At 40.2% G+C, this 23,733-nt stretch carries 24 protein-coding genes; 6 read left to right on the top strand and 18 right to left on the bottom strand.

Annotation, left to right across the window (positions count from 1 at the left end):
- Positions 1-16: 16 nt before the first annotated feature.
- Positions 17-433, bottom strand: coding sequence for a 2-amino-4-hydroxy-6-hydroxymethyldihydropteridine diphosphokinase (folK, locus tag DRF67_RS08625; RefSeq protein ID WP_115927897.1), 417 nt, complete (start codon positions 431-433; stop codon positions 17-19).
- Positions 434-453: 20 nt separating this feature from the next.
- Between folK and sppA the strand changes: the two genes are divergently transcribed.
- Positions 454-2,208 (top strand): signal peptide peptidase SppA, encoded by a 1,755-nt coding sequence (gene sppA, locus DRF67_RS08620; protein WP_115927896.1) that lies wholly within the window; start codon positions 454-456, stop codon positions 2,206-2,208.
- 73 nt (positions 2,209-2,281) lie between these two features.
- Here the strand turns inward: sppA and DRF67_RS08615 are convergent, their stop codons facing one another.
- The 7 genes from DRF67_RS08615 to rpmB all read right to left on the bottom strand — a co-directional run bounded on the left by DRF67_RS08615 (position 2,282) and on the right by rpmB (position 5,832).
- A complete protein-coding gene (locus tag DRF67_RS08615; RefSeq protein WP_115927895.1) occupies positions 2,282-2,536 on the bottom strand; it encodes a GlsB/YeaQ/YmgE family stress response membrane protein in 255 nt (84 codons plus the stop codon).
- Positions 2,537-2,605: 69 nt separating this feature from the next.
- Positions 2,606-3,559, bottom strand: a complete 954-nt coding sequence (gene ftsY, locus DRF67_RS08610) for a signal recognition particle-docking protein FtsY (RefSeq protein WP_115927894.1) — start codon at positions 3,557-3,559, stop codon at positions 2,606-2,608.
- Between the two features lie 9 nt (positions 3,560-3,568).
- Complete coding sequence (locus DRF67_RS08605; protein ID WP_115928026.1) at positions 3,569-4,042, bottom strand: RidA family protein; 474 nt, start codon at positions 4,040-4,042, stop codon at positions 3,569-3,571.
- Positions 4,043-4,187: 145 nt separating this feature from the next.
- Positions 4,188-5,147 (bottom strand): MBL fold metallo-hydrolase, encoded by a 960-nt coding sequence (locus DRF67_RS08600; RefSeq protein WP_115927893.1) that lies wholly within the window; start codon positions 5,145-5,147, stop codon positions 4,188-4,190.
- A gap of 80 nt (positions 5,148-5,227) precedes the next feature.
- Positions 5,228-5,380: a DUF4295 domain-containing protein gene (locus DRF67_RS08595; protein ID WP_002976755.1), complete on the bottom strand. Its 153-nt coding sequence runs from the start codon at positions 5,378-5,380 to the stop codon at positions 5,228-5,230.
- A 20-nt stretch (positions 5,381-5,400) separates the two neighbouring features.
- The gene (rpmG, locus tag DRF67_RS08590) at positions 5,401-5,583 is read right to left on the bottom strand and encodes a 50S ribosomal protein L33 (RefSeq protein ID WP_027373683.1); all 183 of its coding nucleotides are present in this window, start codon (positions 5,581-5,583) and stop codon (positions 5,401-5,403) included.
- A 6-nt stretch (positions 5,584-5,589) separates the two neighbouring features.
- The gene (gene rpmB, locus DRF67_RS08585) at positions 5,590-5,832 is read right to left on the bottom strand and encodes a 50S ribosomal protein L28 (RefSeq protein WP_002976757.1); all 243 of its coding nucleotides are present in this window, start codon (positions 5,830-5,832) and stop codon (positions 5,590-5,592) included.
- 241 nt (positions 5,833-6,073) lie between these two features.
- On the opposite strand from rpmB, the gene DRF67_RS08580 reads away from it, so the two are divergent.
- A complete protein-coding gene (locus tag DRF67_RS08580; protein WP_228435769.1) occupies positions 6,074-7,789 on the top strand; it encodes a T9SS type A sorting domain-containing protein in 1,716 nt (571 codons plus the stop codon).
- A gap of 182 nt (positions 7,790-7,971) precedes the next feature.
- Here DRF67_RS08580 and lnt read toward each other — a convergent pair whose 3' ends face one another.
- Entirely contained in the window at positions 7,972-9,606 is a 1,635-nt protein-coding gene (lnt, locus tag DRF67_RS08575; protein ID WP_115927892.1) for an apolipoprotein N-acyltransferase, read from the bottom strand.
- 55 nt (positions 9,607-9,661) lie between these two features.
- Here lnt and DRF67_RS08570 point away from each other — a divergent pair, with 55 nt between their 5' ends.
- Positions 9,662-10,075 (top strand): VanZ family protein, encoded by a 414-nt coding sequence (locus DRF67_RS08570; RefSeq protein ID WP_115927891.1) that lies wholly within the window; start codon positions 9,662-9,664, stop codon positions 10,073-10,075.
- Here DRF67_RS08570 and proC read toward each other — a convergent pair.
- Genes proC through DRF67_RS08545 form a run of 5 tightly spaced genes read right to left on the bottom strand, consistent with a single transcriptional unit; the run spans position 10,065 to position 14,176 of the window.
- Positions 10,065-10,868, bottom strand: a complete 804-nt coding sequence (gene proC, locus DRF67_RS08565) for a pyrroline-5-carboxylate reductase (RefSeq protein ID WP_115927890.1) — start codon at positions 10,866-10,868, stop codon at positions 10,065-10,067. The two genes, DRF67_RS08570 and proC, sit on opposite strands and share 11 nt — an antisense overlap.
- Before the next feature lie 18 nt (positions 10,869-10,886).
- Complete coding sequence (locus DRF67_RS08560) at positions 10,887-11,444, bottom strand: hypothetical protein (protein WP_115927889.1); 558 nt, start codon at positions 11,442-11,444, stop codon at positions 10,887-10,889.
- Positions 11,445-11,457: 13 nt separating this feature from the next.
- The gene (gene murB / locus DRF67_RS08555; RefSeq protein ID WP_115927888.1) at positions 11,458-12,471 is read right to left on the bottom strand and encodes a UDP-N-acetylmuramate dehydrogenase; all 1,014 of its coding nucleotides are present in this window, start codon (positions 12,469-12,471) and stop codon (positions 11,458-11,460) included.
- Between the two features lie 3 nt (positions 12,472-12,474).
- Positions 12,475-12,963 carry a hypothetical protein gene (locus DRF67_RS08550; protein ID WP_228435768.1) on the bottom strand — a complete coding sequence of 163 codons (489 nt, stop codon included), beginning with the start codon at positions 12,961-12,963 and terminating at the stop codon, positions 12,475-12,477.
- A 7-nt stretch (positions 12,964-12,970) separates the two neighbouring features.
- Positions 12,971-14,176 carry a pyridoxal phosphate-dependent aminotransferase gene (locus DRF67_RS08545; protein ID WP_115927886.1) on the bottom strand — a complete coding sequence of 402 codons (1,206 nt, stop codon included), beginning with the start codon at positions 14,174-14,176 and terminating at the stop codon, positions 12,971-12,973.
- Between the two features lie 225 nt (positions 14,177-14,401).
- Here DRF67_RS08545 and DRF67_RS08540 point away from each other — a divergent pair, with 225 nt between their 5' ends.
- From DRF67_RS08540 to DRF67_RS08530, 3 genes are all read left to right on the top strand, one after another.
- The gene (locus DRF67_RS08540) at positions 14,402-16,207 is read left to right on the top strand and encodes a T9SS type A sorting domain-containing protein (RefSeq protein WP_115927885.1); all 1,806 of its coding nucleotides are present in this window, start codon (positions 14,402-14,404) and stop codon (positions 16,205-16,207) included.
- A gap of 95 nt (positions 16,208-16,302) precedes the next feature.
- Positions 16,303-16,461: a hypothetical protein gene (locus DRF67_RS21495; RefSeq protein WP_165851763.1), complete on the top strand. Its 159-nt coding sequence runs from the start codon at positions 16,303-16,305 to the stop codon at positions 16,459-16,461.
- A gap of 474 nt (positions 16,462-16,935) precedes the next feature.
- Positions 16,936-17,391: a DUF1801 domain-containing protein gene (locus DRF67_RS08530; RefSeq protein WP_115927883.1), complete on the top strand. Its 456-nt coding sequence runs from the start codon at positions 16,936-16,938 to the stop codon at positions 17,389-17,391.
- 125 nt (positions 17,392-17,516) lie between these two features.
- Here the strand turns inward: DRF67_RS08530 and DRF67_RS08525 are convergent, their stop codons facing one another.
- From DRF67_RS08525 to DRF67_RS08510, 4 genes are read right to left on the bottom strand one after another with little or no spacing between them, the layout of a single operon-like run.
- Complete coding sequence (locus DRF67_RS08525; RefSeq protein ID WP_115927882.1) at positions 17,517-18,779, bottom strand: TolC family protein; 1,263 nt, start codon at positions 18,777-18,779, stop codon at positions 17,517-17,519.
- Positions 18,769-21,864 carry an efflux RND transporter permease subunit gene (locus DRF67_RS08520; RefSeq protein ID WP_115927881.1) on the bottom strand — a complete coding sequence of 1,032 codons (3,096 nt, stop codon included), beginning with the start codon at positions 21,862-21,864 and terminating at the stop codon, positions 18,769-18,771. Before DRF67_RS08520 ends, DRF67_RS08525 begins: the two co-directional genes overlap by 11 nt.
- Positions 21,865-21,906: 42 nt before the next feature.
- Complete coding sequence (locus DRF67_RS08515) at positions 21,907-23,004, bottom strand: efflux RND transporter periplasmic adaptor subunit (RefSeq protein WP_115927880.1); 1,098 nt, start codon at positions 23,002-23,004, stop codon at positions 21,907-21,909.
- On the bottom strand, positions 23,001-23,486 hold the full coding sequence (locus tag DRF67_RS08510; RefSeq protein ID WP_115927879.1) for an MgtC/SapB family protein: 486 nt from the start codon (positions 23,484-23,486) through the stop codon (positions 23,001-23,003). Before DRF67_RS08510 ends, DRF67_RS08515 begins: the two co-directional genes overlap by 4 nt.
- Between the last annotated feature and the right edge of the window lie 247 nt (positions 23,487-23,733).

The following is a 23,733-nucleotide window of genomic DNA, read 5'->3' as shown; positions in this document are numbered from 1 at the left end:
CGATATGTTTTATGTGTTAAATAAAATCTTTTAATAATATTCTGGAAAAATCCCTTTCAAAAAGATGTTTTTTGTGAGGGATAATTAATCTTTCTGATGTAAAATTTAATTTATTAAATGTAATGATATCAATGTCTATTACCCGGTCAGTATAGCCTCCCAGGACTTTTGAATCATTAATTCTTCCCATTTCCACCTCAATTCCCTTCATACAATCAAGCAACTGAATTGGTGAAAGATGCGTGAATATTATTGCTGCAATATTACAAAAAATATTGGAACTGGCAAATTCTACGGGTTCAGATATTAAAAATTCGCTAGTTTGTGAAATGATGTTTCCGGCATCCTTGATTTTCTCTAAGGCGAGCTCTACATTTTTTTTTTGGTCTCCAAGGTTACTTCCTAGTAACAAAACTACCTTATGCTGCGACATATTGGAAAATTGATTGATTTATGAGAAGTTTTTTCAAAAATGTTTTGGCAAATATAGTTGCAATTGTGATACTTTGCGCTTTATTTTTCATCTTTTTCATTATGATGCTTGTGTTCAGTTCTATGGGAAGTGATAAGTCGGTGGTGGTGAAAAAGAATTCGGTTCTTACGATTAATTTAAAGACCAATATCATAGATAGTCCTACTGAAGAAGAGATGGGGTTGTTCGGTATAAGCAGCCAGAATAAAAGTATTCTTTTGTATGATGCGCTGGAGGCTATCAATAAAGCTAAAACAGATGATAATATTAAAGGGATCAGTATTGAGGCAGATGACCTGAATGCAGGTCTTACTCAGATCGATGACCTTCGAAATGCGATCGAAGATTTTAAGAAAAGCGGAAAGTTTGTGTACGCTTATGGAAATGCTGTTTCTCAGTCTGCATATTATCTGGGGTCTGTAGCAGATCAGTATTACTTGCATCCTGCGGGTGGAATAGAACTGAAAGGGCTTGCTACTGAAGTTACATTCTTTAAGGATTTTGCGGATAAATACGGAATCGGGATTGAAGTGATCCGTCATGGTAAATTCAAGTCGGCGGTAGAGCCTTTCTTAAGGAACGATATCTCTCCTGAAAATAAGGAACAGCTAAGTACTCTTCTGAACGATCTTTGGAAGAATACCTCTAATAAAATGGCGGTTTCCAGAAAAATTGATACCGCTCAGTTCAGAACAATTGTGGACAGCTTATACGGAATGATTCCTGAGCAGGGATTAAAATACAGACTTGCTGATAAGCTTATTCAGAAAACTGAATATGAGAATCTGGTTAAATCGAAATTAAGCATTAAAGAAAAAGAAAAGCTCAACAAGATCTCCCTTACCAGCTATATCAGTTCATATGCTGATGAGGATAAGTCCGGAGAAAAAGTTGCTGTACTCTATGCCTCGGGGTCCATTAATAATGGAGACGGATATAGCGATATCTATTCAGACAAATACGTAAAGTATATTAAGAAGCTTCAGGAAGATGATAAAGTAAAGGCTGTTGTTTTCAGGATCAACTCTCCGGGCGGAAGTGCTAATGCTTCAGATGAAATTTTATTTGAGCTTCAGCAGCTGAAAAAGAAAAAACCTCTTATTGTTTCCTTTGGGGATTACGCGGCGTCCGGCGGATATTATGTGGCTATGGCAGCAGACAAAATTTATTCTGAGCCCAATACATTGACTGGTTCTATAGGAGTTTTTGGAGTATTGCCTTATTATAAGGATATCGCCAATAAAAATGGAATACGTGCTGATGTAGTCGCTACCAATGCCAATTCAATGTTTTATTCCGGACTGAATGGAGTAACTCCTTATGGGGTTAATATGATGACCAAAAGTGTGGAAGGTACCTATAAGAGATTTGTGCATTTTGTAACGCAAAACAGAAAGCAGACTTTCGAACAGATCGACAGTGTAGGCGGTGGTAGAGTATGGAGTGGCGTACGGGCCAAGCAGATTGGTCTGGTAGACGAATTGGGAACATTAAATGATGCCGTGAAATTCGCTGCGCAGAAAGCCGGACTGAAATCCTATCATGTAGACTCTTTTCCTAAAAAGATGTCTCCTCTTGAACAGATTTTCAAAGACCTGAATGAAGAAGATGTTTCTGCAAGGATCATTAAAAATAAAATAGGGAAATCCAATTATGAGATTTTACAACAGATTACAGATAAAAAACTGCAGTCTGACATCAAGATGGAAATGCCTTATCAAATTAGAATCGACTAACTAAATTATATTGTAAACAAAAATCCCGGATCTGAATTTCAGATCCGGGATTTTATTTTTTTATTACTGTCAGTTAGCTTTTCCTTGTCGCCATTCCATAAATCCAGAGCACGATAAGTGATCCTCCTATAGCAAGCAACATACTTCTGAAATCAAAATTGTCAACTGTTCCCCAGCCCAGGAAACTTCCTATAAATCCTCCAACAAATGCTCCAATGATTCCAAGGATAATTGTGATGAGCCATCCGCCGCCCTGTGTTCCAGGCATAATTAATTTTGCAATAGCTCCCGCGATAAGACCAAATATGATCCAAGTTAAAATTCCCATAGTTTTAAGATTTTAATTATTAATATTTAAAGTGATTATTTCTTAATGTAAGGGAAAATATGATATAAATCATCTTTTCTTGAAGAATGAGTCTACAAATTCCGTACCATTAAAAAGTTGCAGGTCCTGCATCTTTTCTCCGACACCGATATATTTTACAGGAATCTGAAACTGATCGGAGATACCAATAACGACACCGCCTTTGGCTGTTCCATCAAGTTTTGTCACCGCCAAGGCGTTCACTTCAGTGGCAGCAGTAAACTGTCTGGCTTGTTCGAAAGCATTTTGGCCGGTAGAGCCGTCAAGAACAAGCAGAATCTCATGAGGAGCATCAGGAATTACCTTCTGCATAACTCTTTTTATTTTCGAAAGTTCGTTCATCAGGTTGACTTTATTATGAAGTCTGCCTGCAGTATCAATAATGACCACATCAGCATTTTGTGCCACAGCGCTTTGTACCGTATCAAATGCAACGGAGGCGGGATCAGATCCCATTTCCTGTTTTACAATAGGAACACCCACTCTTTCGCTCCAGATTACAAGTTGATCTACTGCAGCGGCTCTGAAGGTGTCAGCCGCTCCAAGAACTACTTTTTTACCCTCTGATTTAAACTGGTGAGCCAGTTTTCCTATGGTTGTTGTTTTTCCCACTCCGTTTACCCCTACTACCATAATGACGTATGGCTTTTTGGAGGCATCAATATTCCCGGTTCCTGCATGAGGATTTTCGAGAAGCAATCCGGAAATCTCTTCACGAAGAATCTTATCCAGTTCGTTTACCCCAACATATTTATCTTTGGCAACGCGCTCTTCAATTCGTTCTATAATTTTAATAGTGGTAGAGGCCCCCACGTCGGAGGCAATCAGTATTTCTTCAAGATCATCCAGTACCTCGTCATCTACTTTGCTTTTGCCGACTACGGCTTTCGTCATTTTTTCAAAGAATCCCTGACTGGATTTTTCCAATCCTTTATCCAGAGTTTCTTTTTCTTCCTTTTTAAAAATATTTTTAAACCAACTCATAGTTTTAGCTTATTCTAATTTGTTTTTAATCACTGCTGTGGCTTCCACTTCGATAAGCACATCATCTCTGAAAAGCCTGCTCACTTCTATAAGGCTGCTTACGGGAGGGTTTTGGAGATTGATATGTAAATCCCTGACTTTTCTGAAATCAGGCGTTTTTGTGATATCTGTGATGAAAATACCCAGCTTTATAATATCCTTACCTGTAGCACCATATTCTTTCAGGATATTTTCAATATTTCTGAAAACCTGATGAGTCTGTTCTTCTACATTGTTTCCCACCAGCTTTCCTTCAGCGCTTAAAGGAACCTGTCCGGATAACAAAATCATCCTGGAATTGCCACAGTCAATGCTTACTGATTGAGACAGCCCTTTAATGCTGAAAACTTTTGGTGAACTTTTATATTCTATTGGATCCATTGTTTTCTGACTGAATGAAAATAGAAAAAATATCGTACACCCAAGAGTAAGAATTTTTTTCATATTTAATTGATTCATAATCCGGTGAGCAAAGATAACAAAAAAACTACCCAAAAGATCAGTGTTTTTTTTACATTACACATAAATTATGGTCTATTTTGCAGGTAGTGTGCGGCTTTGCACATGGGTATTGTTTCTCTTATTTATGTTATAATTCTACCTTATCTCCAAGTCTGGCGATACGGAAACCATTTGCCAAAACAGCTTTTGTTTGCGGGCTATCCGGAAGTAAAAGTGCGTTCGTATGATTGAAATGAATAAAATATACTTTCTTTTTGTCTTGAGGGGACAAACTCTTAAAAAGTTCCATACTCTCCGTTACCAATGGATGTGGAATTTCTGCAATATCTCTAAACCCTACTTCTTCTGCATCGTAAAATGTAGCATCCAGAAACGCATAGTCAACAGTCTTGATGAGATCTGTGACTGTATGCTTCCATACGTTCCATTTATCAATGTCAGGGATGAACAGCGCTTTTTTATTCGGGCCTTTGATCAGGTATCCTACCGTTTCCGAGTATTCATCCCGGTGAGGAACCTGAATAGGGGTTACCTGGAGATGCGTGTTAATTTGCAAAGGCACTTCATTTTGCATTTCCTGGAGCGAAATATTTTTTAAATGGGTCAATTGTGACCATGGACCATTGTTTTCAACATACTTCTTAAGTCTTGGCATAGCATAAACCGGAACGTTTTTGGAATTCATGGCTTCTCTTCCTAAAAACATCAAGCCGGTATAATGGCCAATGTGTGCATGGGTAATAAAAATTCCATCCGGTGCTGTCTTATCTGCTGTACCGGATTGTTCTTGTAATAATTGAAGTTGGTGAGGGAAATCCGGACTGGCATCAAAAATATAGTTTTTCTGAAGATCATAATCTATGATTCCCAGTGATGTTACTTTTCTGTCCTGTTTTGGATGCTTCCAAAGATCTGCACAGCAGCTTTTTTTGCAAGCTGCCTGTGGTGAGCCTGCATCCTGTACATTTCCCAGGACAATGAGTGTAACTCCTTTGTGTGGGCTTCCTTTTTCTTGGTTCTTGCTATTTTGGGCGTCTATAGAGCCTTGGAGGCCAATGCCTAATAACAGAATGACTAACGATTTCATTTGTGTATCCTTTTGAGATATAAAAATAAAAAAACTACCCAAAATATGAGTAGTTTTTTATATTGTAAATAAAGTACTGATTATTTTTTTAAATAACCATCTACTTCATCAGCATTCATTACTTTTTCTTCGAAAACGTAAGCTCCTGATTTAGAAGACTTAACCATTTTCACCACTTTAGTCATCTTTTTAGACTGACCGCTTTGTAGGGTTGCTACTACTTTCTTTGCCATGGTAAATTATTATTTATAAATTACTTGATTTCTTTGTGAAGGGTAGATCTCTTAAGAACAGGATTATACTTTTTAAGCTCTAATCTCTCTGTAGTGTTCTTTTTATTCTTTGTAGAAATGTATCTAGACATTCCTGGCATACCACTTTCTTTGTGTTCTGTACATTCAAGGATTACTTGAACTCTGTTTCCTTTTTTTGCCATGATGTATTAATTCTTTTTAATCAATCCGTTTCTAGTAGCTCTTTCAATAGCTTCTTCGATTCCAATCTTGTTAATCACTCTCAATCCATGAGCTGATACTTTCAGTGTTACGTGCTTATCTTGCTCCGGAAGGTAAAACTTCTTCTCCAATAAGTTAATTTCAAAACGACGCTTCGTTTTGTTATTAGCGTGAGAAACGTTGTTACCAACCATTGCACGCTTTCCTGTTATTTGGCAAATTCTTGACATATCTCGATGTTCTTATTTGTATAATATTTGAGAGTGCAAAATAACGAAGAATTTTTTAGATAGACAAATCTTTTGGAAAATATTTGCAAATAAGTGGCTGATTAATAATATTGAATTTTAAAATAAGCGAATCCCCGAAATGGCACAGAGAATCAGGGCTGATATATTTCATACAGCCATTTTTGAAGGAAAATAATTTAAAATTCTATCTTTGTTTTTAATTAATCTAAATAAGAATAACATGAAGAGGATCTATATTCTTTTATCTATGCTTCCCGTCGCTGCTTCTGCACAAAGTTTCACAGAGATACAGACCGGGATGAACAATTTCTACTATTCAGCGGTTGATATTGCTGATATGGATAACGATGGGACACAGGATATTGTGATAAACGGAGCCATTGATTCGGATGGAGATGGAAATGTAGACAAGACCTTTAATGAAGTATATAAAAATGATGGGGCGGCATTATCGGCATATGCAGGTTTGGGTCTGGATGCAACCCATCTTGGGGATATAAAATTTATTGACTACAATAATGACGGGCTGATGGATATTATTTCCACCGGACTTAGTTATATGGATATTGTTAATTATAAACATTACAGATTTAAGAATACCGGAACAGACTTTGTAAAAGAAGAGGAGCTGCCGGGAAAAGTTTACGGATCGATGGAAGTCTTTGACTTTAATCATGATGGTAAGCTCGATTATGCCATTAATGGAACTCAGTTTGGTCATACTGGAGGAGGTTTTGTGAATACCCTGGATCTATACCGAAATACAGGGTCGGGATTCGATATGATTGAGAATTGGGTAGAGGGAACTCAGAACGGAAGTTTTAAGGTCGTGGATCTTAACAATGATCATCTTTTGGATCTTGTCCTGATTGGGTCAGATATCAATTCCGATCCGATATCCAAGGTCTACATAAATCAGGGCGGGACACTTGCTCTTGCCCAGACTTTCGATCCTGTAGCAGTAGGGAAAATAGAAACAGCAGACTTCAATGGAGATGGTTTCCAGGATGTCGTAGTAGTAGGAAAAGACCAGAATGATGACGGGTATTTTGCTGTTTTAATGAATGATGGTACCGGAACATTGGTTACTCAGCAGATCAGTATGCCTGATTTTTCTGATGCTTCGGTAAGTGTTGGGGATCTTAATAATGATGGGTACTATGATATGATTGTATCCGGAAATGTAGATTACAATGCTGTAGTAAAAACTTATCTCTATAATGCAGCAAGCCAGACCTTCACCGAAAGCACTGTTACGGGCTTGCATCAGCTTGGAGGGCCTGGTTTCGTACAGCTGTTTGACTTTGATCATGATCGTCACCTGGATGTTCTGCTGAGCGGATTTGACTGGTCAGCTGCCGACTTGCCATCACTGACCAAAGTTTTCACAAACAACTCCACAGAAGTCAATTTGGCGCCAACGCCACCTACCTCCCTGAATATGACCAAAAATGGAAACCGATTCAATTTCTCATGGAGTGGGGCAACGGATGATAAAACACCTGTCAATGCACTGCGTTATGAAATTAAGGTAGGATCTTCACAAGGAGCTCAGGATATCGCCAAATATATAGTGACAACACCGTCATGGTTCCTAGAGCTTGACCCTTCCATTCAGAATGTTTACTGGAGTATAAGGTCTATTGATGCGTCTAAAGTGTATTCTGCTCCTTCTGACATAAGCGGTACCCTGGGAACAAAAGATGTTCGGATAAAAAACGAACTTGTCGTTTATCCTAATCCTGCTTCTGATAAAGTATACATCAAAGGAGAAAAGGTTTCAGAAGCTGAATTGTATTCAGCGGACGGAAGAAAACTGAATGTTGTCCTACGCAGCGACCAATCGATTGAAGTCTCTCATCTGCCAAAAGGAGTTTATATTTTAAAACTGAAGATAAAAAACGAAATAACCACGAGAAAACTTACGATTAAATAATTGAATTATTCTATCTTCTATCATGAGAAAAGCCAGACGTCCAGCTGGCTTTTCTTTTTTTATGGAATAAAAATCTGCGTGATCTGCAAAATCAGCGAGAAGACTAATCGCTCGCAAATCCTGCTGATCAGCAGATATTTGTTATTATTTATATGAAGATTAGCGCAATTTGTGTTTAAAAACTACGCTTTCTTTGTTTTCTTTTTGAACCATTCAATCAGGAAATAAAACAATAAAAATCCCAAAGCAAAAATTGAAAACCTTGAAAGAAGGTCTCCGGCTCTGCTATAGAAGGTCATGTTTTCATACAGGTTTACCTTTGCGAACAGAGTGGTCTGGTCGCCATAGAAAGTATCCGCTGTCACTTCTCCTTTAGCGTTGATATGGGCAGAGATGCCGCTGTTGGCTGCTCTTGCAATTTCACGACGGGTTTCTATCGCTCTCAGTTTTGCATAGGCTAAAAGCTGTTTGTGGCCTTCCGTTACGCCCCACCAGGAATCATTGGTCATAATCCCCAGAAAGTTCGCTCCTTTTTTTACATAGTCTGTAACGAATTCCCCATAAATACTTTCATAGCAGATAATAGGTGCCATCTTTCCTTTGTTGTAAGGGTTTGAAAAGGCAATTCTTTCTTTATCAGTACCCAAAGATGCTACCGTACCACCCAGATTCAGCATGGCATTCCCTAGAATAGGTTTCAGGACATTAATGTAAGGGAAGATTTCAACTCCCGGTACCAGCTTTCCTTTATGGTATACCTGTACTTTCTGACCAGGTGCAAGCTGCACAGCGGTATTGTAGCTCGCTATCCACAATCCCGGATTGATCTCATAAGCTTCCTTGGGTCTGTCGGCTCCATTGAGGTAAAACTGATGTGATGAAATCCCTGTTGCAAAAACTGCCCGCGGATGTTGGGTTAGGAAATTTTTGACGTTGTTGAGCAGTAAGCTTTTCTCAAAAGCGGTTTCTGAAATCGATCCTCTTCCCGGAAGTGCTGTTTCCGGGGCGATATAGTAATCTATTTTGCCTGTGGAGTTCTTCTCTGCCAGCGCCAGTAGATCCTGTTCAATGGTCAGGCTGTCTTTGGAATATTTTTCGGCATACGGATCCAGGTCCGGCTGTAACATCAGAACGTTAACCTGTCCCGACGGTTTCTCGTCAAAATTATAATATTTGATGACGGAAATAATCATGGGAAGAATAATTAAAGCCCCCGCAATTGAGCTGTTTTTAATTAAATCTTTTTTCTTTCTTCCTGCTTCCCATGTTCTTATGGTGTAAAATATCAGAATGTTAATGGAAAGAATCCAGAAGCTTCCACCGGTTGCTCCCAGAGTATCATACCATTGGATAAGCTTTGGATAATCTGCAAATGCGTTACCCAGATTCAGCCATGGCCACGTAAGTTCCCAACCCAGATGGAATTTTTCGAAACTCATCCATATGGCAATGAAAAATGCCAGCCCCCAATACGTTCCCTGAGCATTTTTGTACCAGTGATAACACTGAAATACCAGTGAGTAGAGAAGGGAGTTCACCAGAACAGGGAATACGACGGCCATCAGAGAATGGCTTCCGTCAGGATTTTTAGAGCCATACAGCCATCCCGTTGTGACAATGTTCCAGATCACAAAACAAAGGTAGGAAAGTCCGAAAACAACCCAGTTTTTTCTTTTGTAGCCTGAAAATTTGGACACCCCATGTTCCATCATCAATAGCGGAACGAGCGCGAAGAATATAAAAAACGGAACTCCATAAGTTGGCCATGAAACCGACAGCAGCATTGCTGAAATAAGTGTAAGTAGAACGTATTTCATTAAATTGTTTTAACATACAAATTTAATGTTTTTGAAATGAATATATTAGCACAGGATGTTAAAGAAAGTTTATAAAATTTTAATTGTTCCTTATACGCTGTTTCTGCTCTACCTGATGTTTCTCGGGATGGGCAGGTTTCAGTATGAGGATCACCTGATCCGTGTGGAGCCTGTTTTTTCTACCATAGAGTTTATAAAGAATACCATCCGATGGGAAGATATTATCAGAATAGTCCTCGGAAATATCACTATGTTTATTCCCTTTGGTTTTCTCGGCTGGGCTTTGCCGGCATTAAGGGATCTGAAAACACTAATCTTTTCTTTTGTTTCGGCGATTGTTATTGTGGAAGCGCTTCATTACTTTACAAGAATGGGAATATTTGAGCTCGATGATGTGATGCTGAATACTTTCGGGGTTTATCTGGGGTGGCTGTGTTGTCGCTGGATTGAAAAAAGGATCAACTGTTGAGTTCCTTAGCTCTTTTTTCAGCATTCAAAATGCCCTCCTTTAAAATTTCCTTCAAGCTGTTTTCTTCAAATGTTTTAAGGGCTGCTTCGGTTGTTCCGCCTTTGGAAGCAACATCCTGAATAAGTTCTTCAAGGTTTTTTTCTGAGTTGTTGATCAGATGATACGCCCCAAGCATCGTTTGCTTTACAAACAGTTTAGACAGGTTTTCTTCAATTCCCATTTCCATTCCTGCTTTGATCATAGCATCAATGATATAATAGAAATATGCCGGTCCGCTTCCTGAAAGCGCGGTGACACCGTCCAGAAGTTCTTCATTTTCCAGATATACGGATCTTCCGGTACTGTTCAGCAACCTTTCAATATTGATCAACTGGCTGAAAGAAATACCGTCTGCAGCAGTATATCCTGTAATTCCCATTCCGAGAAGCGTGGGAGAATTAGGCATTGCTCTTACCACAAGCGGATGATTCAGAGATTTCTGAATCTTTTCGATATTGATTCCTGCCATAATGGATAAAATCATCTGGTTTTCTTTTACGCTAAAGCGGATATTCTGAGCTACCCAATGGAAATCCTGTGGTTTTACAGCAATAATGATCAGGTCTGCATCCAGTTCCGTGATCTCTTCGAAAGTAGAAATTTGAGATCTGGGGAATTCTTCAGCTATTTTGTTTTTTTTTGACGGATTTCTGATGATCAGATGAAGGCTCTCAGGCTTGATCAGTTCATATTTTAAGAATGATTTTGAAAAGGAAAGGCCCATATTTCCGGCTCCAAGAATAGCGATTTTCATACGTATGTATTTTGTGTTTTATTTCAGGTATTTTCTGAAAACTTTGGTATAATTGTCGTTAAAATTAATAACGTGTATATTTTTAAAAGAGATTTTATGGGGAGTGGTGAATTTACCTGCAGGATCATAATTTTTAATAACTACAGATTTTTCATCAATTTCTAAAATTTCACCAATCGAAAAAATATCTCTTTTGTTTTTCTTACTTTCGATGCTGCAGTGGAAATCCTGCTTTTTGATTGATTTGAAAAGAGATTCTCCGTTTTCTACATTTGTTTTATCAATGATATTTTGATCAAAACGGACAAGTTTTTCCTCTAAATAAATCGCTTTAGAAATTTTATCATATCTACTGTGGCGTATTCCTCTCACTTTGCTGTAAGGAACAATTTTAACGCCTACCAGAGCAAAGTCATTAGACTCCTCAATCATAAGAAAATGATCAGAAAACTTAACGATAAAACCAAAGATAGCAGAATCGTTATCATGATCAAGATATACTTTGACAAAATCAGTATTCTTAATATGCTTTTGAATAAGCCTTTTAAATTCTTTTTCTGTCAGATTTTTTCCCATTTATTACTTCCTTTTAAATAATATTCACTTCCCGTTCAAGTTCTATTCCAAACCTTTCCTGTACCGATTTGATGATCTGAGTAGAAAAGTCAAAAATTTCTTTTCCGGTTGCCTCTCCGGTAGCATTGATGATTACTAAAGACTGGAGCTTGTGGGAAGCGACGTTTCCAAGCTGTTTCCCTTTCCATCCGCATTGCTCGATCAGCCATCCCGCAGGAACTTTTACCATATCCCCGTTAGGATAACCCTGGATGTTTTCAAATTGCTGCTTTAATGCTTCAAATTGAGCCAAAGGGATGGTCGGGTTTTTGAAAAAACTTCCCGCATTTCCGATTTCTTTGGGATCCGGCAGTTTGCTCTGCCTGATATGGATCACAGCGTTGGAAATATCCTGAATGGTCGGGTTTTTGATACCGAGGTGATCCAGTTCAGATCTTATTGCTCCATATTCTGTTTTTGTGTGGTGATCTTTTCGGGTGAGCTTAAAAGTTACTTCCAGGATGACATACCGTCCTTTTCCTTCCTGTTTGAAAACGGAATCCCTGTACCCGAATCTGCATTGCTCAAGATTGAAAACCTTAAGGGTCTGATCTTCTAAATCCAATACCTGACAATTTACAAAAACATCTTTGATTTCCGTTCCATAAGCGCCAATATTCTGCATCGGTGATGTTCCCACATTTCCGGGAATTAAAGAAAGGTTTTCCAATCCGCCATAATTGTTCTTCAAACAATACATGACCAGCTCATGCCAGTTTTCACCTGCTTTTGCGGTGACCAGAACTTCATTATCATTGATTTCCTCCCGGGAAATTCCTGTCAAATCAATTTTAATGGCCAGGCCGTCAAAATCCCGGGTCAGCAGGATATTGCTTCCGCCTCCCAAAAACAAAAGGGGAAGATGGTGTTGTTTTGAAAAGCTAAGAGCATCCCGCAGTTCATCGATTGTCCTGATGTCTGTGAAGTATTTCGATTTCGCATCAACGCCGAAAGTGTTGTATGGCTTTAAGGAAAAATTTTCTTGCATGTTTTATTTGTATTCTTTTGGAAGAATATTATCTAAGTGTTCTTTAAACTCCTGAAGCTGTTTGTAATGGGTCTGATCTACAAAAGAATTGACAAAGATGTGAGCTTTTTTCGGAGTTCGTATCTGGAATGTTTCATCGATTCCGTCTACCGACTGCTGGCTTGGAGAACTTTTGATATGGTCAAGGTCCTTTACCTGAATGGATGAGATCAGCCGTGTCCAGGTTTCTGCAGTGATGGATGAAGCCCATTCTTCATGAGTTCTGTCTACCGTAGCACCTTTTTCCGCAAAAACAGAATCCCTGGTGACCTTAATGATCCGGTATTCACCCAAAGTTCCGCCAATATGGGAGATGCTGATGTAGGTAATCTCGTTTGGATTTGTAGCAACTTCAGGTTGTTGTTCCTTTTTGGAATCACAGGAAAAAAATGCCGACAGCAAAAGAATGGAAAACAGGATTTTCTGAAGTGTATTTTTTGTTGTCGGCATCATTGTGTATTTACAGGCTAAATTCTTGTCTGTATTGCTTTAAAGCATTTTTAAGAATTTCAGCACTTTTTCTTAAATCTTCTTCTTTCAGGACGTAAGCGATTCTTACCTGCTTTTTCCCTAATTCAGGATCGCTGTAGAATCCTCCTGCTGGAGCTACCATAATGGTCTCGTTGTTAAGAGAATATTTCTCCAGCAGCCATTGTGCAAACTTTTCGGTATCATCTACCGGAAGTTCCGCTACACAATAGAAAGCTCCTCTTGGTTTAGGACAAATCACTCCAGGGATTGCATTAAGAAGGTCAACAAGAACATTTCTTCGGTGCGTGTATTCTTCTCTTACCGCTCTGATGTATGGCCCATCGTTCTGATGTGCTGCCGTTGCAGCAATCTGTCCCAGAAGAACAGGGCTTAGTCTCGCCTGTGCAAATAGCATGGCTGCGTTGCGGATTTTGGCAGAACGCGTTACCATACATCCGATTCTTACCCCACACATCGAGTAACGCTTAGATTCTGAATCTATGATGATGCAGTTTTCACTCAGTTCCGGGAAATCAAGCATTGAGATCTGCTGTTTCCCATCATATACATACTCTCTGTATACTTCGTCTGAAATGATAACAATGTCATATTTTAAAGCAATTTCGGCAAGCTTTTGTAGCTCCTCACGGGTGTACAGGTATCCCGTTGGATTCCCTGGGTTACAAATGATAATTGCTCTTGTTTTTTCTGTGATTTTTTTCTCGAATTCTTCAATGGGAGGAAGGGCAAAACCTGTATCGATCGTAGATGGAACTGCTACCACATTCACATCGAATGTGCTGGTGAAACCATTGTAGTTCGCATAATACGGTTCCGGAATGATCACTTCATCCCCTTCGTCACACAGGGTAGAGATCGCAAAATTCAGCGCTTCAGATCCACCATTGGTAACAATAAAGTTATCAGGAGTCAGGTCTGAAAAGCCAATCGAATGATAATACTCTGTAAGGGCTTTTCTGTATTCTATATTACCTTCAGAAAGCGCATATTCCAATACTTTTAAATCAATATTTTTTAAAGCATTTAAAGCTGTTTCCGGAGTTTCAATATCAGGCTGCCCGATATTAAGGTGATATACTTTTATTCCTTTCTGCTTAGCTTGTAAGGCAAAAGGAACCAGTTTTCTTACCGGCGATGGCGGCATGTGCAGTGCTCTGTTTGAAATATTCGGCATTGTTTAAAAATTTGTATGACAAAAATAAGATTTAATTTCTCAATAATAAAATTAAGAGGTCATAAGAAGAAACTCATCTATAGGGTTTTTATTTCTTTTTAAAAGTTAATGTTGATAATTATGATATTGATATTTAAGTAAAATTAATTTTATTTTAAATATTTATTAAAAAATAATCTTTACGTATCAATATTTTTATTAATTTAACACACAAATGTGAATAAAATGACAATAAATTTATTTTTTAGAGCAATTCCCGCTATTGCTCTTTTTGCAGCCTCAGGTATGATGGGGCAAAATTTTCAGACACTGCCGGTTTCTTCCGGTTATAATGCCGATGTAATTGCTAATGGAGTAGGCCCTGCTTCAGCTTCTACTACCATTGATGTTGACGGCGTTTCCTATGCTTTCGTAGCACGGGACTTCCAGCTTACAGGAACCAGCACACCACTTACATACGGTATTCCTGCCAATGGTATGATCAGTTCGATGGTAGCTTCAACTCCGGGATTAAGCTATCAGCTTGGAGATCTAAGCTCAAATAATTCCTTAAGGATCGATACAAATGCAGCCGGCAGCAATACCGGAACAATGACGTTTTCCAATCCTGTAGCTGCTTTCAAGCTATATATGCTTTCTACAAGCGGAAGTGGGGCTTCTACGGTAGATGTTGTTGTGAACTTTACAGACAATACTTCACAGACCTTTACAGGGCAAAGTATTTCAGACTGGTATGGGGGATCCGACTATGCCATTCAGGGGATTGGAAGAATACTTATCACAAGCAATGGTTTGGAATCAAGCAGCACCAATCCACGGCTTTATCAGACCGTTTTAAATATTGATGCGGCCAATCAGGCTAAGCCTGTCCAGAGTGTAACGGTTACCAAAACCAACAGCTCAGGAGTTGCCAATATTTTTGCATTCTCTGCAGAAGCTTATACAGACTGTCTTTCGCCGGTATTGTCACCTACAGGAACGGTGAGCTCCAATACGGCTGATATTTCTTGGACCATACCTTCGGGAACACCGGGAGTAAGCCATGATATTTATTACAGTACGAGCCCTACAGTACCTAACAGTGCCACGGTTCCCAATCACCCTGATGTGACGGGGACTTCTTATACGCTCAGCAGCCTTTCTCCAAGCACAACTTATTACTACTGGGTAAGAACGAACTGCAATGGAACTACGGCTAAAAGTGCCTGGTCATTCCCTAAAACATTTACCACCCTATGTGGTTCTGTACTGCCATCATATACCAATGATTTCGGCAGCTTTCCGGGGACATGCTGGGTGAATAACCAGACCGGCGGTACTCCTGATACAGGATCTACCGGTACCACATCCAGCCCATACTGGTCGCAGCGTAACTTCTTAAATACATCAGCCAACGGGCCTTCTGCTCACATGAATATATATTCTAACAACAGAACAGGATGGCTGAAAACAGTTCCTTTTGATTTGTCGGCAGGAGGGTATAGAGTAAAATTTAAATACGGTGTAACCACGTATTCCGGAACAGCGGCTTCAGCCATGGGATCTGATGATGTTGTACATTTTATGGTTTCCAATGATGGAGGCAATACCTGGGTCATATTGCAGACGTGGGACAACAGTACCTCTATCTCCAATACGGCAAATGATTATATTTATAATCTAACGGCATACAACAGTGGCAATACAATGTTTGCTTTTTATGGGACTTCAGGAAGTACGTATGATAACCAGGACTATAATTTCTATGTAGATGACTTTACGGTTGAAAGTGCTCAGCTGAGTACCTCAGAGGTAAGCCGTTCGGAAAGAAAGGCTGCGGTACATCCCAATCCTTTTAAAGATATTCTTTATATTTCAGATACCAGAGAGGTAAGATCCATCTCAGTGACGGATGTATCAGGAAAGGCCTTACTGAAAATTGAAGGTTCTGTAAAAGAAATTAACCTGAGCAATCTGAACACCGGATTGTATTTTGTAACCCTTTATTTTAAAGATGGTTCCCAATCTACGGTTAAAGCAGTAAAAAAGTAATTTTTTGAGTTAATAATTACTGAAGGCAGCTATATTCTGTATAGCTGCCTTTTTTTGCACTTATGAGAAATATTTTTCCACACAAGAATTTACTGATGAAAAGAGGTCTGCTGGAAACCTACCTTAAGATTACGGATCAGGTACAAAAGTTGTGGAGAGACGATTTTTTTTCCTATTATACTTTTGCCTTGAAGCAAAAGTATACAAAAGTTCAAGACTGGAATCATCCGCTAAAAATTGACCTTGCCTCCTAAAATTTCCAAACTCGCATGGATTCTACATTGGTTATTCGACTCAATAGGGTAGCCATGCTCAAACACTGGAAATTTTTTAACGGATTCAAGAACAATTTTTTTAACGCTCCTGATTCCTAGGTCGATTAAAGAATACTTACAACTATTTTTCATAGTTCTTATTGGGGGTGAGCCGATTAGAAAAAACCTCTGAAAAATATACTTAAACATCTGTGGTTAATTTTTCTTACTTATACTCTAAAATCGACGATTATCTCTCTTCAGTCGATGAATGTTAGTCCTACGGAGTCAAACAGTGATTGGTATACAATCCCAATATTATTTTTTCTATTCACATTAACTCAACTTTTTGCTTGCCTCCCTAACTTTTGCGCCTGATGTAAGATTACGCTCATAAAACCAACGGGGTTCGGGTTCAGATGTTTACTGTATATAATTTTGTAAAATAATTGTACTTTAGAAAAAAATTAAAACATGCAGATTCAGGCCGCGTCCACAGAAGACTATATTTCTAAGATTCCTGCAGAGAGGCAGGATTCTTTCAGAAAACTTTTTAATACGGTGAATGATAACCTTCCGGAAGGTTTTGAAGAAAATGCCAGCTATGGAATGATAGGCTGGGGTGTTCCATTGAAAACTTATCCTGCAGGGTACCACTGTACACCGGGTATGCCGTTACCATTCATCAGTGTGGCTTCCCAGAAGAATTTTATTGCGTTGTATCATATGGGCATATACGCCAGACCCGAACTTTTAGAATGGTTCGTTGCAGAATTTCCGAAACATTCCAAAAAGAAACTGGATATGGGAAAATCCTGTATCCGTTTCAAAAAGGCGGAGGATATTCCTTTTGACCTGATTGCTGAACTGAGCCGGAAAATGACTCCCGAAGATTGGATCAGTACGTACGAATCGCAATACAAAAAGTAATACAAAGCTCCGGAATCAATATGATTTCGGAGCTTTTTTTTGGATTGGCTTTGTGAGGCTGGGGGCTGGAAGAGGGAAGTGTTGTAAAACTGTCCGGCCCTCCTGCTTCCTGGCTTCCATTTATTCTAAAATTCAATATCCCAGATTCCTGTTTTCCGCTCCAGCTCAATTAAGGCAGAAGCGTTTTCTGCCAGGAGCTGAAAATAGTTTTGTCTCAGCTCATTATAGGTACGCTGGGCATTGAGAACTTCCAGGATTGAACTTTCTCCCCGCTGATAGCTGTAGGTAATTCCTTTCAGAATGCTCTCTGCTTCTTTCAGCATACCGTTGTCAAATTGGCGCAACTGATTTTGGGCCGATACATATTGCTGGTAAGCCTGCGTTACTTCCATCCGGACCCTGTTTTCAATCTGTCTGTATTCGGTTTCCGCTTGTGAATAACCCATTTCAGCGATCTTCAGATCCATATTCCGGCGGTTTGAAAACTTCAACGGAATACTAAGCCCCAGTTTTACGGTGTTGACGGCTGGTGAGGGAGCTATTTCGTTAGTAGCAACGGTATTGCGGCCCGCACCGGCACTTATTCCCAGGTCAATGACACGGTTTGCTTTTTCAAGTTTAATACGGCTTCTGGTGGTATGGATATTCTGTTTAGAAGCTAAAAGGTCTGCTCTTTCATTAAACGCTTTTATAATAAGATCATTTAATTCAAAAGTCCTGTTGAAAGCGTTGAGGTCTCCCATAATCTCTTTTCCTGAGCTATCACTTCCGACAAAATCAGAAAGAGCTGTCACGGACTGTTGGGCGGTACCTTCCAGATGATATACCTCATTAAGTAAAGACGCTGCTTCAAGTCTGCTCTGCTGGGAAGTGACCCTGGAAATATCCCCCAGTTTATACCGGATGCTGTCTGATTTCGCCAGCTTCAGCATTGTCTGGTAGGATTCTTTCTGAACACTTAAAAGAGCCTTTGACTTTAAAGCATCAACATACCCGAGGGTTGCATCGGCAAGAAGATTTCTCAGGTAGTCCTGCAGCTGTAACTTTGAATACTCAGCTTCGTTTTTTGCCGTTTCTATTCTTGCTTTTCTTTTACCACCAAGTTCCAGGGTCCAGCTTACTTCTCCTTCCATGGTGTAGCCCATGTCTTTGGAGACTCCATTGTTGGAACTTTCTATTCCTATCTGCGGATCGGGAAACATCCCTGCGGTAAGAACAGATGCTTCTGCTATACTGATATTATACTTCTGCGCAGCCAAACCAAGGTTTTTATCTTTAACATCCATAAGATATTCATTGAAGCTCAAGGATTGTTTTTCGGTCTGAGCCTGAAGCTCTATGTTTACAAATACACAAAAAAGCAGGCTAAAAAAAATATTAGATTTCATGGGAAGATGCATTTTGTTTTTCAAAACGTTGTTCAGCTAAATAATAGATTGCGGGCAATACAAACAGGGTAAGGAAGGTGGAGAACATCAGTCCGTAGACAATGACGGTTGCCAAAGGTCTCTGAACATCCGACCCAATTCCGGTGGCCAAAGATGCCGGCAGAAGTCCGATGATAGCAACAGAGGCAGTCATCAATACAGGCCGGAAGCGGTCTTTCGCGCCCTGCATAACCGAATTTTTAAGGTCAATTCCATTTTTCCGCAGGGTGTTGATGTGGGAGACCATGATCACTCCATTCTGAATGGCTACTCCGAATAAAGCGATAAAACCTACAGCAGAGGAGACATTCAATGACATTCCACGGATATTAAGAGCCAGCATTCCACCAAATAAAGCAAGGGGAATAATACTCATCAATACAATCGCCTGTCTGAAAGTACCAAATGCTCCATAAAGCAACAGGAACATAATGGCCAGGGCTAACGGGACAATGACGGCCAGCCTGGAGTAAGCTCTGTTTTTATTTTCAAACTGGCCACCCCATCTGATCTGGTATTTCTCATGATCATAGCGTACATTTTTTTCAATGCTTTGCTGGGCTTCGCTGAGGAACGAGGTAAGATCTCTTCCCCGCAGATTCAGTTTTACGGTAAGGTGTCTTTTGTTCATTTCCCTGGTGATGGTACTTTCTCCTGTACTGAGCTTCACAGCAGCAATCTGGGAAAGCGGAATTTTTGCTCCTGAAGATGAAGCCAGCATCAGATTACCGATTTTTTCAGGTGTATTCCGGCTGCTTTCCACATAGCGGCAGGAAATGTCGTAGACTTTGTTACCGATAAATATCTGGGACACTGCTTTTCCGCCGAGAGCTGTTTCGATAAGGTCAGTGACATCAGAGACATTAAGCCCGTACTGTGCGATTTTATTTCTGTCCGCAATAATCTGCAGCTGGGGGAGAGGCGGCTCCTGATCAATCGCCAGATCTGCTGATCCCGGAACTTTTTTGAGTAGAGAGAGTATATTTTCGGCAACATTTCTGGTTCCAGCGAAATCATCACCATATATTTTGACAACCAGCTCACTGTGTGCACCGGATATTTTATCCATTACCCCATCGATCATAGGTTGGGAGAATCCTACCGTGAAACCGGGCATTCCTTTATAATCTTCTGCCAGTTCCCGGATAAGGTCTGCCTTTGTTTTTCCCGACGGCCATTCTTTATAAGGCTTTATTCCTACAGAGACTTCAAAGTGGGAAGCAGTCCATGGATCGGTACCATCATCATTACGGCCAGCCTGCACCATAATATAGGTTACTTCGGAGTGCTTAATTGTTCTGAGGCGTAGAGAATCACTCATTTCCTGTGCTTTTTTCAAAGAAATGCCTGGAGGGAGCTGTACCTGCAGCCAGATAGATCCTTCATCAAGCTCCGGCAGGAAATCTTTGCCCACGTGATATGACAGGATGCCAGCTCCCAGAAGTACTATTCCCACGGGAATAAAGATTTTTCGCGGGGCAGACATTATCTTATCAATCCCCTTTCCGTAAGCTGTGCTTACTTTTTCAAGCCATTTGTTATGATAGATTTTTCTCGGTTTTTTATAGATCATATAGGCCAGTCCCGGGATCAGCAGCAGGGCTACAGCTAAAGCTCCCAACAATGCATAGCCTACGGTGAATGCCATAGGGGTAAACAGTTTTTTTTCCACCCTTTCAAAGGCAAACAGAGGAAGATAGGCGGTGATAATTATAACCCCTGAAAAGAAAATAGGTTTGGCAATTTCAGCCGCTTTCTGAATGATGGTCTTTTCTTCAAGTTCCTCATCCGGATGATCTTCTCTTTTCTTCAAAATAGCCTCCAGCATTACAATAGATCCATCTACAATAATCCCGAAATCTATAGCGCCCAAAGAAAGGAGATTGGCCGGGATATTGGTGAAATACATGAGAATGAAGGCGATAAGAAGAGAAAAAGGAATTGTAATAGCGGTGAGTAAAGCTCCTCTCCAGCTTCCCAGGAAGACAATCAGTATGATGATGACCAGTACAATTCCTTCTGTTAATGTGTGGGATACCGTAGTTAAAGTAGTTTTTACCAGGTCGGTTCTGTCCAGATACGTGTGGATCTGTACTCCGGCAGGCAGAATATTCTTATTGAGTTCCTCTACTGCCTCATGAACTCCTGTCAGTACCTGTGATGGGTTTTGACCTTTCAGCAAAAGAACAATTCCGCCTACGCTTTCATTGTAATTTCTCTGCCGGTCTGTAAACCCCAGGATTCCTTTGCGTTCAAGATTTCCATACTTTAAAGCTCCGATATCGTTCAGGAAAACAGGAACTCCTTTTTCTGTTTTGACAACGGTTTTCCCAAGATCATCAAGATTTTTAATCAGCCCGATTCCGCGAACAACATAAGCGAGATCCCCCCGTGGAAGCATGCTTCCTCCTGCACTGGCATTGTTTTTACTGATGGTTTCAATAACCTCAGCCAAAGAAAGTCCATACTGTTCAAGTTTACCGGGGTCAAGCTCAACCTGAAACTGGGTGGTAATACCCCCGAAATTGGTAACATCAGCAATTCCCGAAACCTGTTTTATCCTGGGGATAATCACGAAATTCTGAAGATCGGTAAGTTCCCGTAAGCTTTGGTTATCACTTTCAATGACATACCTGTAGATTTCCCCTACAGGAGAGGTCAAGGGATCCAGCCCCGGCTGTGCCCCATAGGGTAGTGAAACTTCAGCAAGTCTTTCCTGAATGCGCTGTCTTGCCCAGTAATCATCTATTCCGTCGTCAAAAACGATGGTAATCATGGAGAGTCCGAAGGTACTCTTACTCCTCATGACATGCATGCCCGGAATACCGTTAAGGGCTCTTTCGAGCGGGATGGTGATCTGCTGTTCCACTTCTTCAGCTGCCAATCCCTGTACCTGGGTAACGACCTGTGAAGTTGTATCAGCAATATCCGGATATGCTTCGACGGAAAGTTTTGTCCATGAATAATATCCGAAAAACCCTAATAATATAAAGAGGGCCAGTATCAGCCACTTTTTTTGAATAGAAACGGTTAATAACTTTTTCATATGCTAAGTTTAGCGGGAACATGCTGCTCCCTCATTCGACATTTATTTTACATCCAGCAGGTAAATTCCTCCTGTAGTCATTATTTCATCACCTGTAGTAAGACCTGAAGTAACTTTTACCGTTTTTTCAGAGGCTTCAGCTGTGGTTATATCTCTTTTTGTGAAGCGGTTTTTTCCTGTTTTAAGCCATACATACTGATGGTCATCTTTTTGCATTAATGCAGAGGTCGGGATAATAATTGTGTTTTCAGAATCGGTGGAATACGTAATGGTGGCAAACATGCCAGGTTTTAATGTTCTGTCAGGGTTGTCACACTGTATCAATACTTTTATACTTCGTGTTGCTTCATCTACCCAGTCATTGATGTGATATACCTTGCCGGTAATTGCCCTGTCCGGATAAGTACTTACTTTTACAGATACCTGATCGCCGTTCCTGATGAACCGCAGGTCCTTTTCCTTTACTTCTCCGGAGATCCAAACTTTTGATAATTCTGCAACCACCATCACGGGTTCAGCGTCTTCCCTGAGATATTGGCCCGTGACGATTTTATTTGAAATCACTTCCCCCTGGATGGGAGCTCTTACAATCAGTCCTCCGGAGCTTTTACCCTGGCTGTTGTATATTTTCAATGCAGTAGAAGCATTGGATAATGATATTTTTTTGTTTTTGAATTCTGTTTCTGCTTCCTCCAGCTCCTTCTGGATTCCTACTCCGTGCTTTACCAGGTCCTGCTGGCGTTTGTATTTTTTTTCAGCCAGTCCTGCTTCATTCAGTGCATCAGAATATTCCTTCTGTATATCCAGGTAACCGGAAGAAAGCACTTCAAAAAGAGGACTTCCGGCATTGACCTTCTGACCAATAGTAACGAATGCTTTTGTCACTCTCCCGGAAAACGGGCTTGCTATTTCAGCATAATTATTAGGAATAGCTTCTATGGTTCCTACAGAGGTAATGTCGTGATTGTATTCCTGGTTATTGACCTGCAATGTTGATATTTTTTTTAAAACGGGGCTGCTTTCAGGGATGATTACCTGATCTCCTTCCGCTTTTATTTCCTGTTCTTTCGGGGGTTGGGGTATAGGGTCTTTGCAGGAGACTGTAAAAAGGATAATACTGCATAAGATTATTTTTTTCATGATCTAAAAAAATTGGGTACTATTGCTGATTTTGTTTTTGTTTCACTTTTTTTCTTGCGGACAAGTTTTTGGCTCCGGGCGTCTTTTCGGGACGAGAGTACAGGCCGGAGAAATATATTCGTGGAGACAATGAAGAAGACGGTAATCAGTGCTTCTATGGGATATCCGAGGGCACATAATGCTCCTATGGCAGCGGAACACCATAAGGTGGCAGCGGTATTCAGTCCTCTTACGGTAAGGCCGTCTTTCATGATGACCCCACCACCGAGAAAACCTATGCCACTTACAATATAGGAGGTGATTCTTCCGGCGGCATCACCACCAATTCTGATGGCAATCAGGACAAAGGCAGCGGAGCCTATGCAGACCAAAGTATTGGTTCGGAGTCCCGCATTCTTTTTGCGCCACTGTCTTTCGAAACCGATACCGGCCCCGAGGCAGAATGCCGTGAGTAAACGAAGGGTAAATTCAAATGTATTCATAACTTTTCCTGTTTTGATGAAGCTTATCAGCTGTACGGGAAAAGCGGTACAACTAAAGCTTTGGTTGATAACTACGGGAAGGATCTGGGTCCATATGCTTTATTTTTTACTGTGCAAAAGTAGAAATGAAGTATTTTTTTTACCGTTAGAAAAGCCTTAGAATGTTATTAGAATTTTATTAGAAGGAAAGGTGCTTCACGGTATGATGGCTTAAGAATCTTAGGGTGAGGGCAGGACCTATTGCAAA

This window comes from Chryseobacterium pennipullorum (genome assembly GCF_003384725.1).
GTDB classification, from domain to species: Bacteria; Bacteroidota; Bacteroidia; order Flavobacteriales; family Weeksellaceae; genus Chryseobacterium; species Chryseobacterium pennipullorum.
This window is presented reverse-complemented; position numbering and strand designations above follow the sequence as displayed.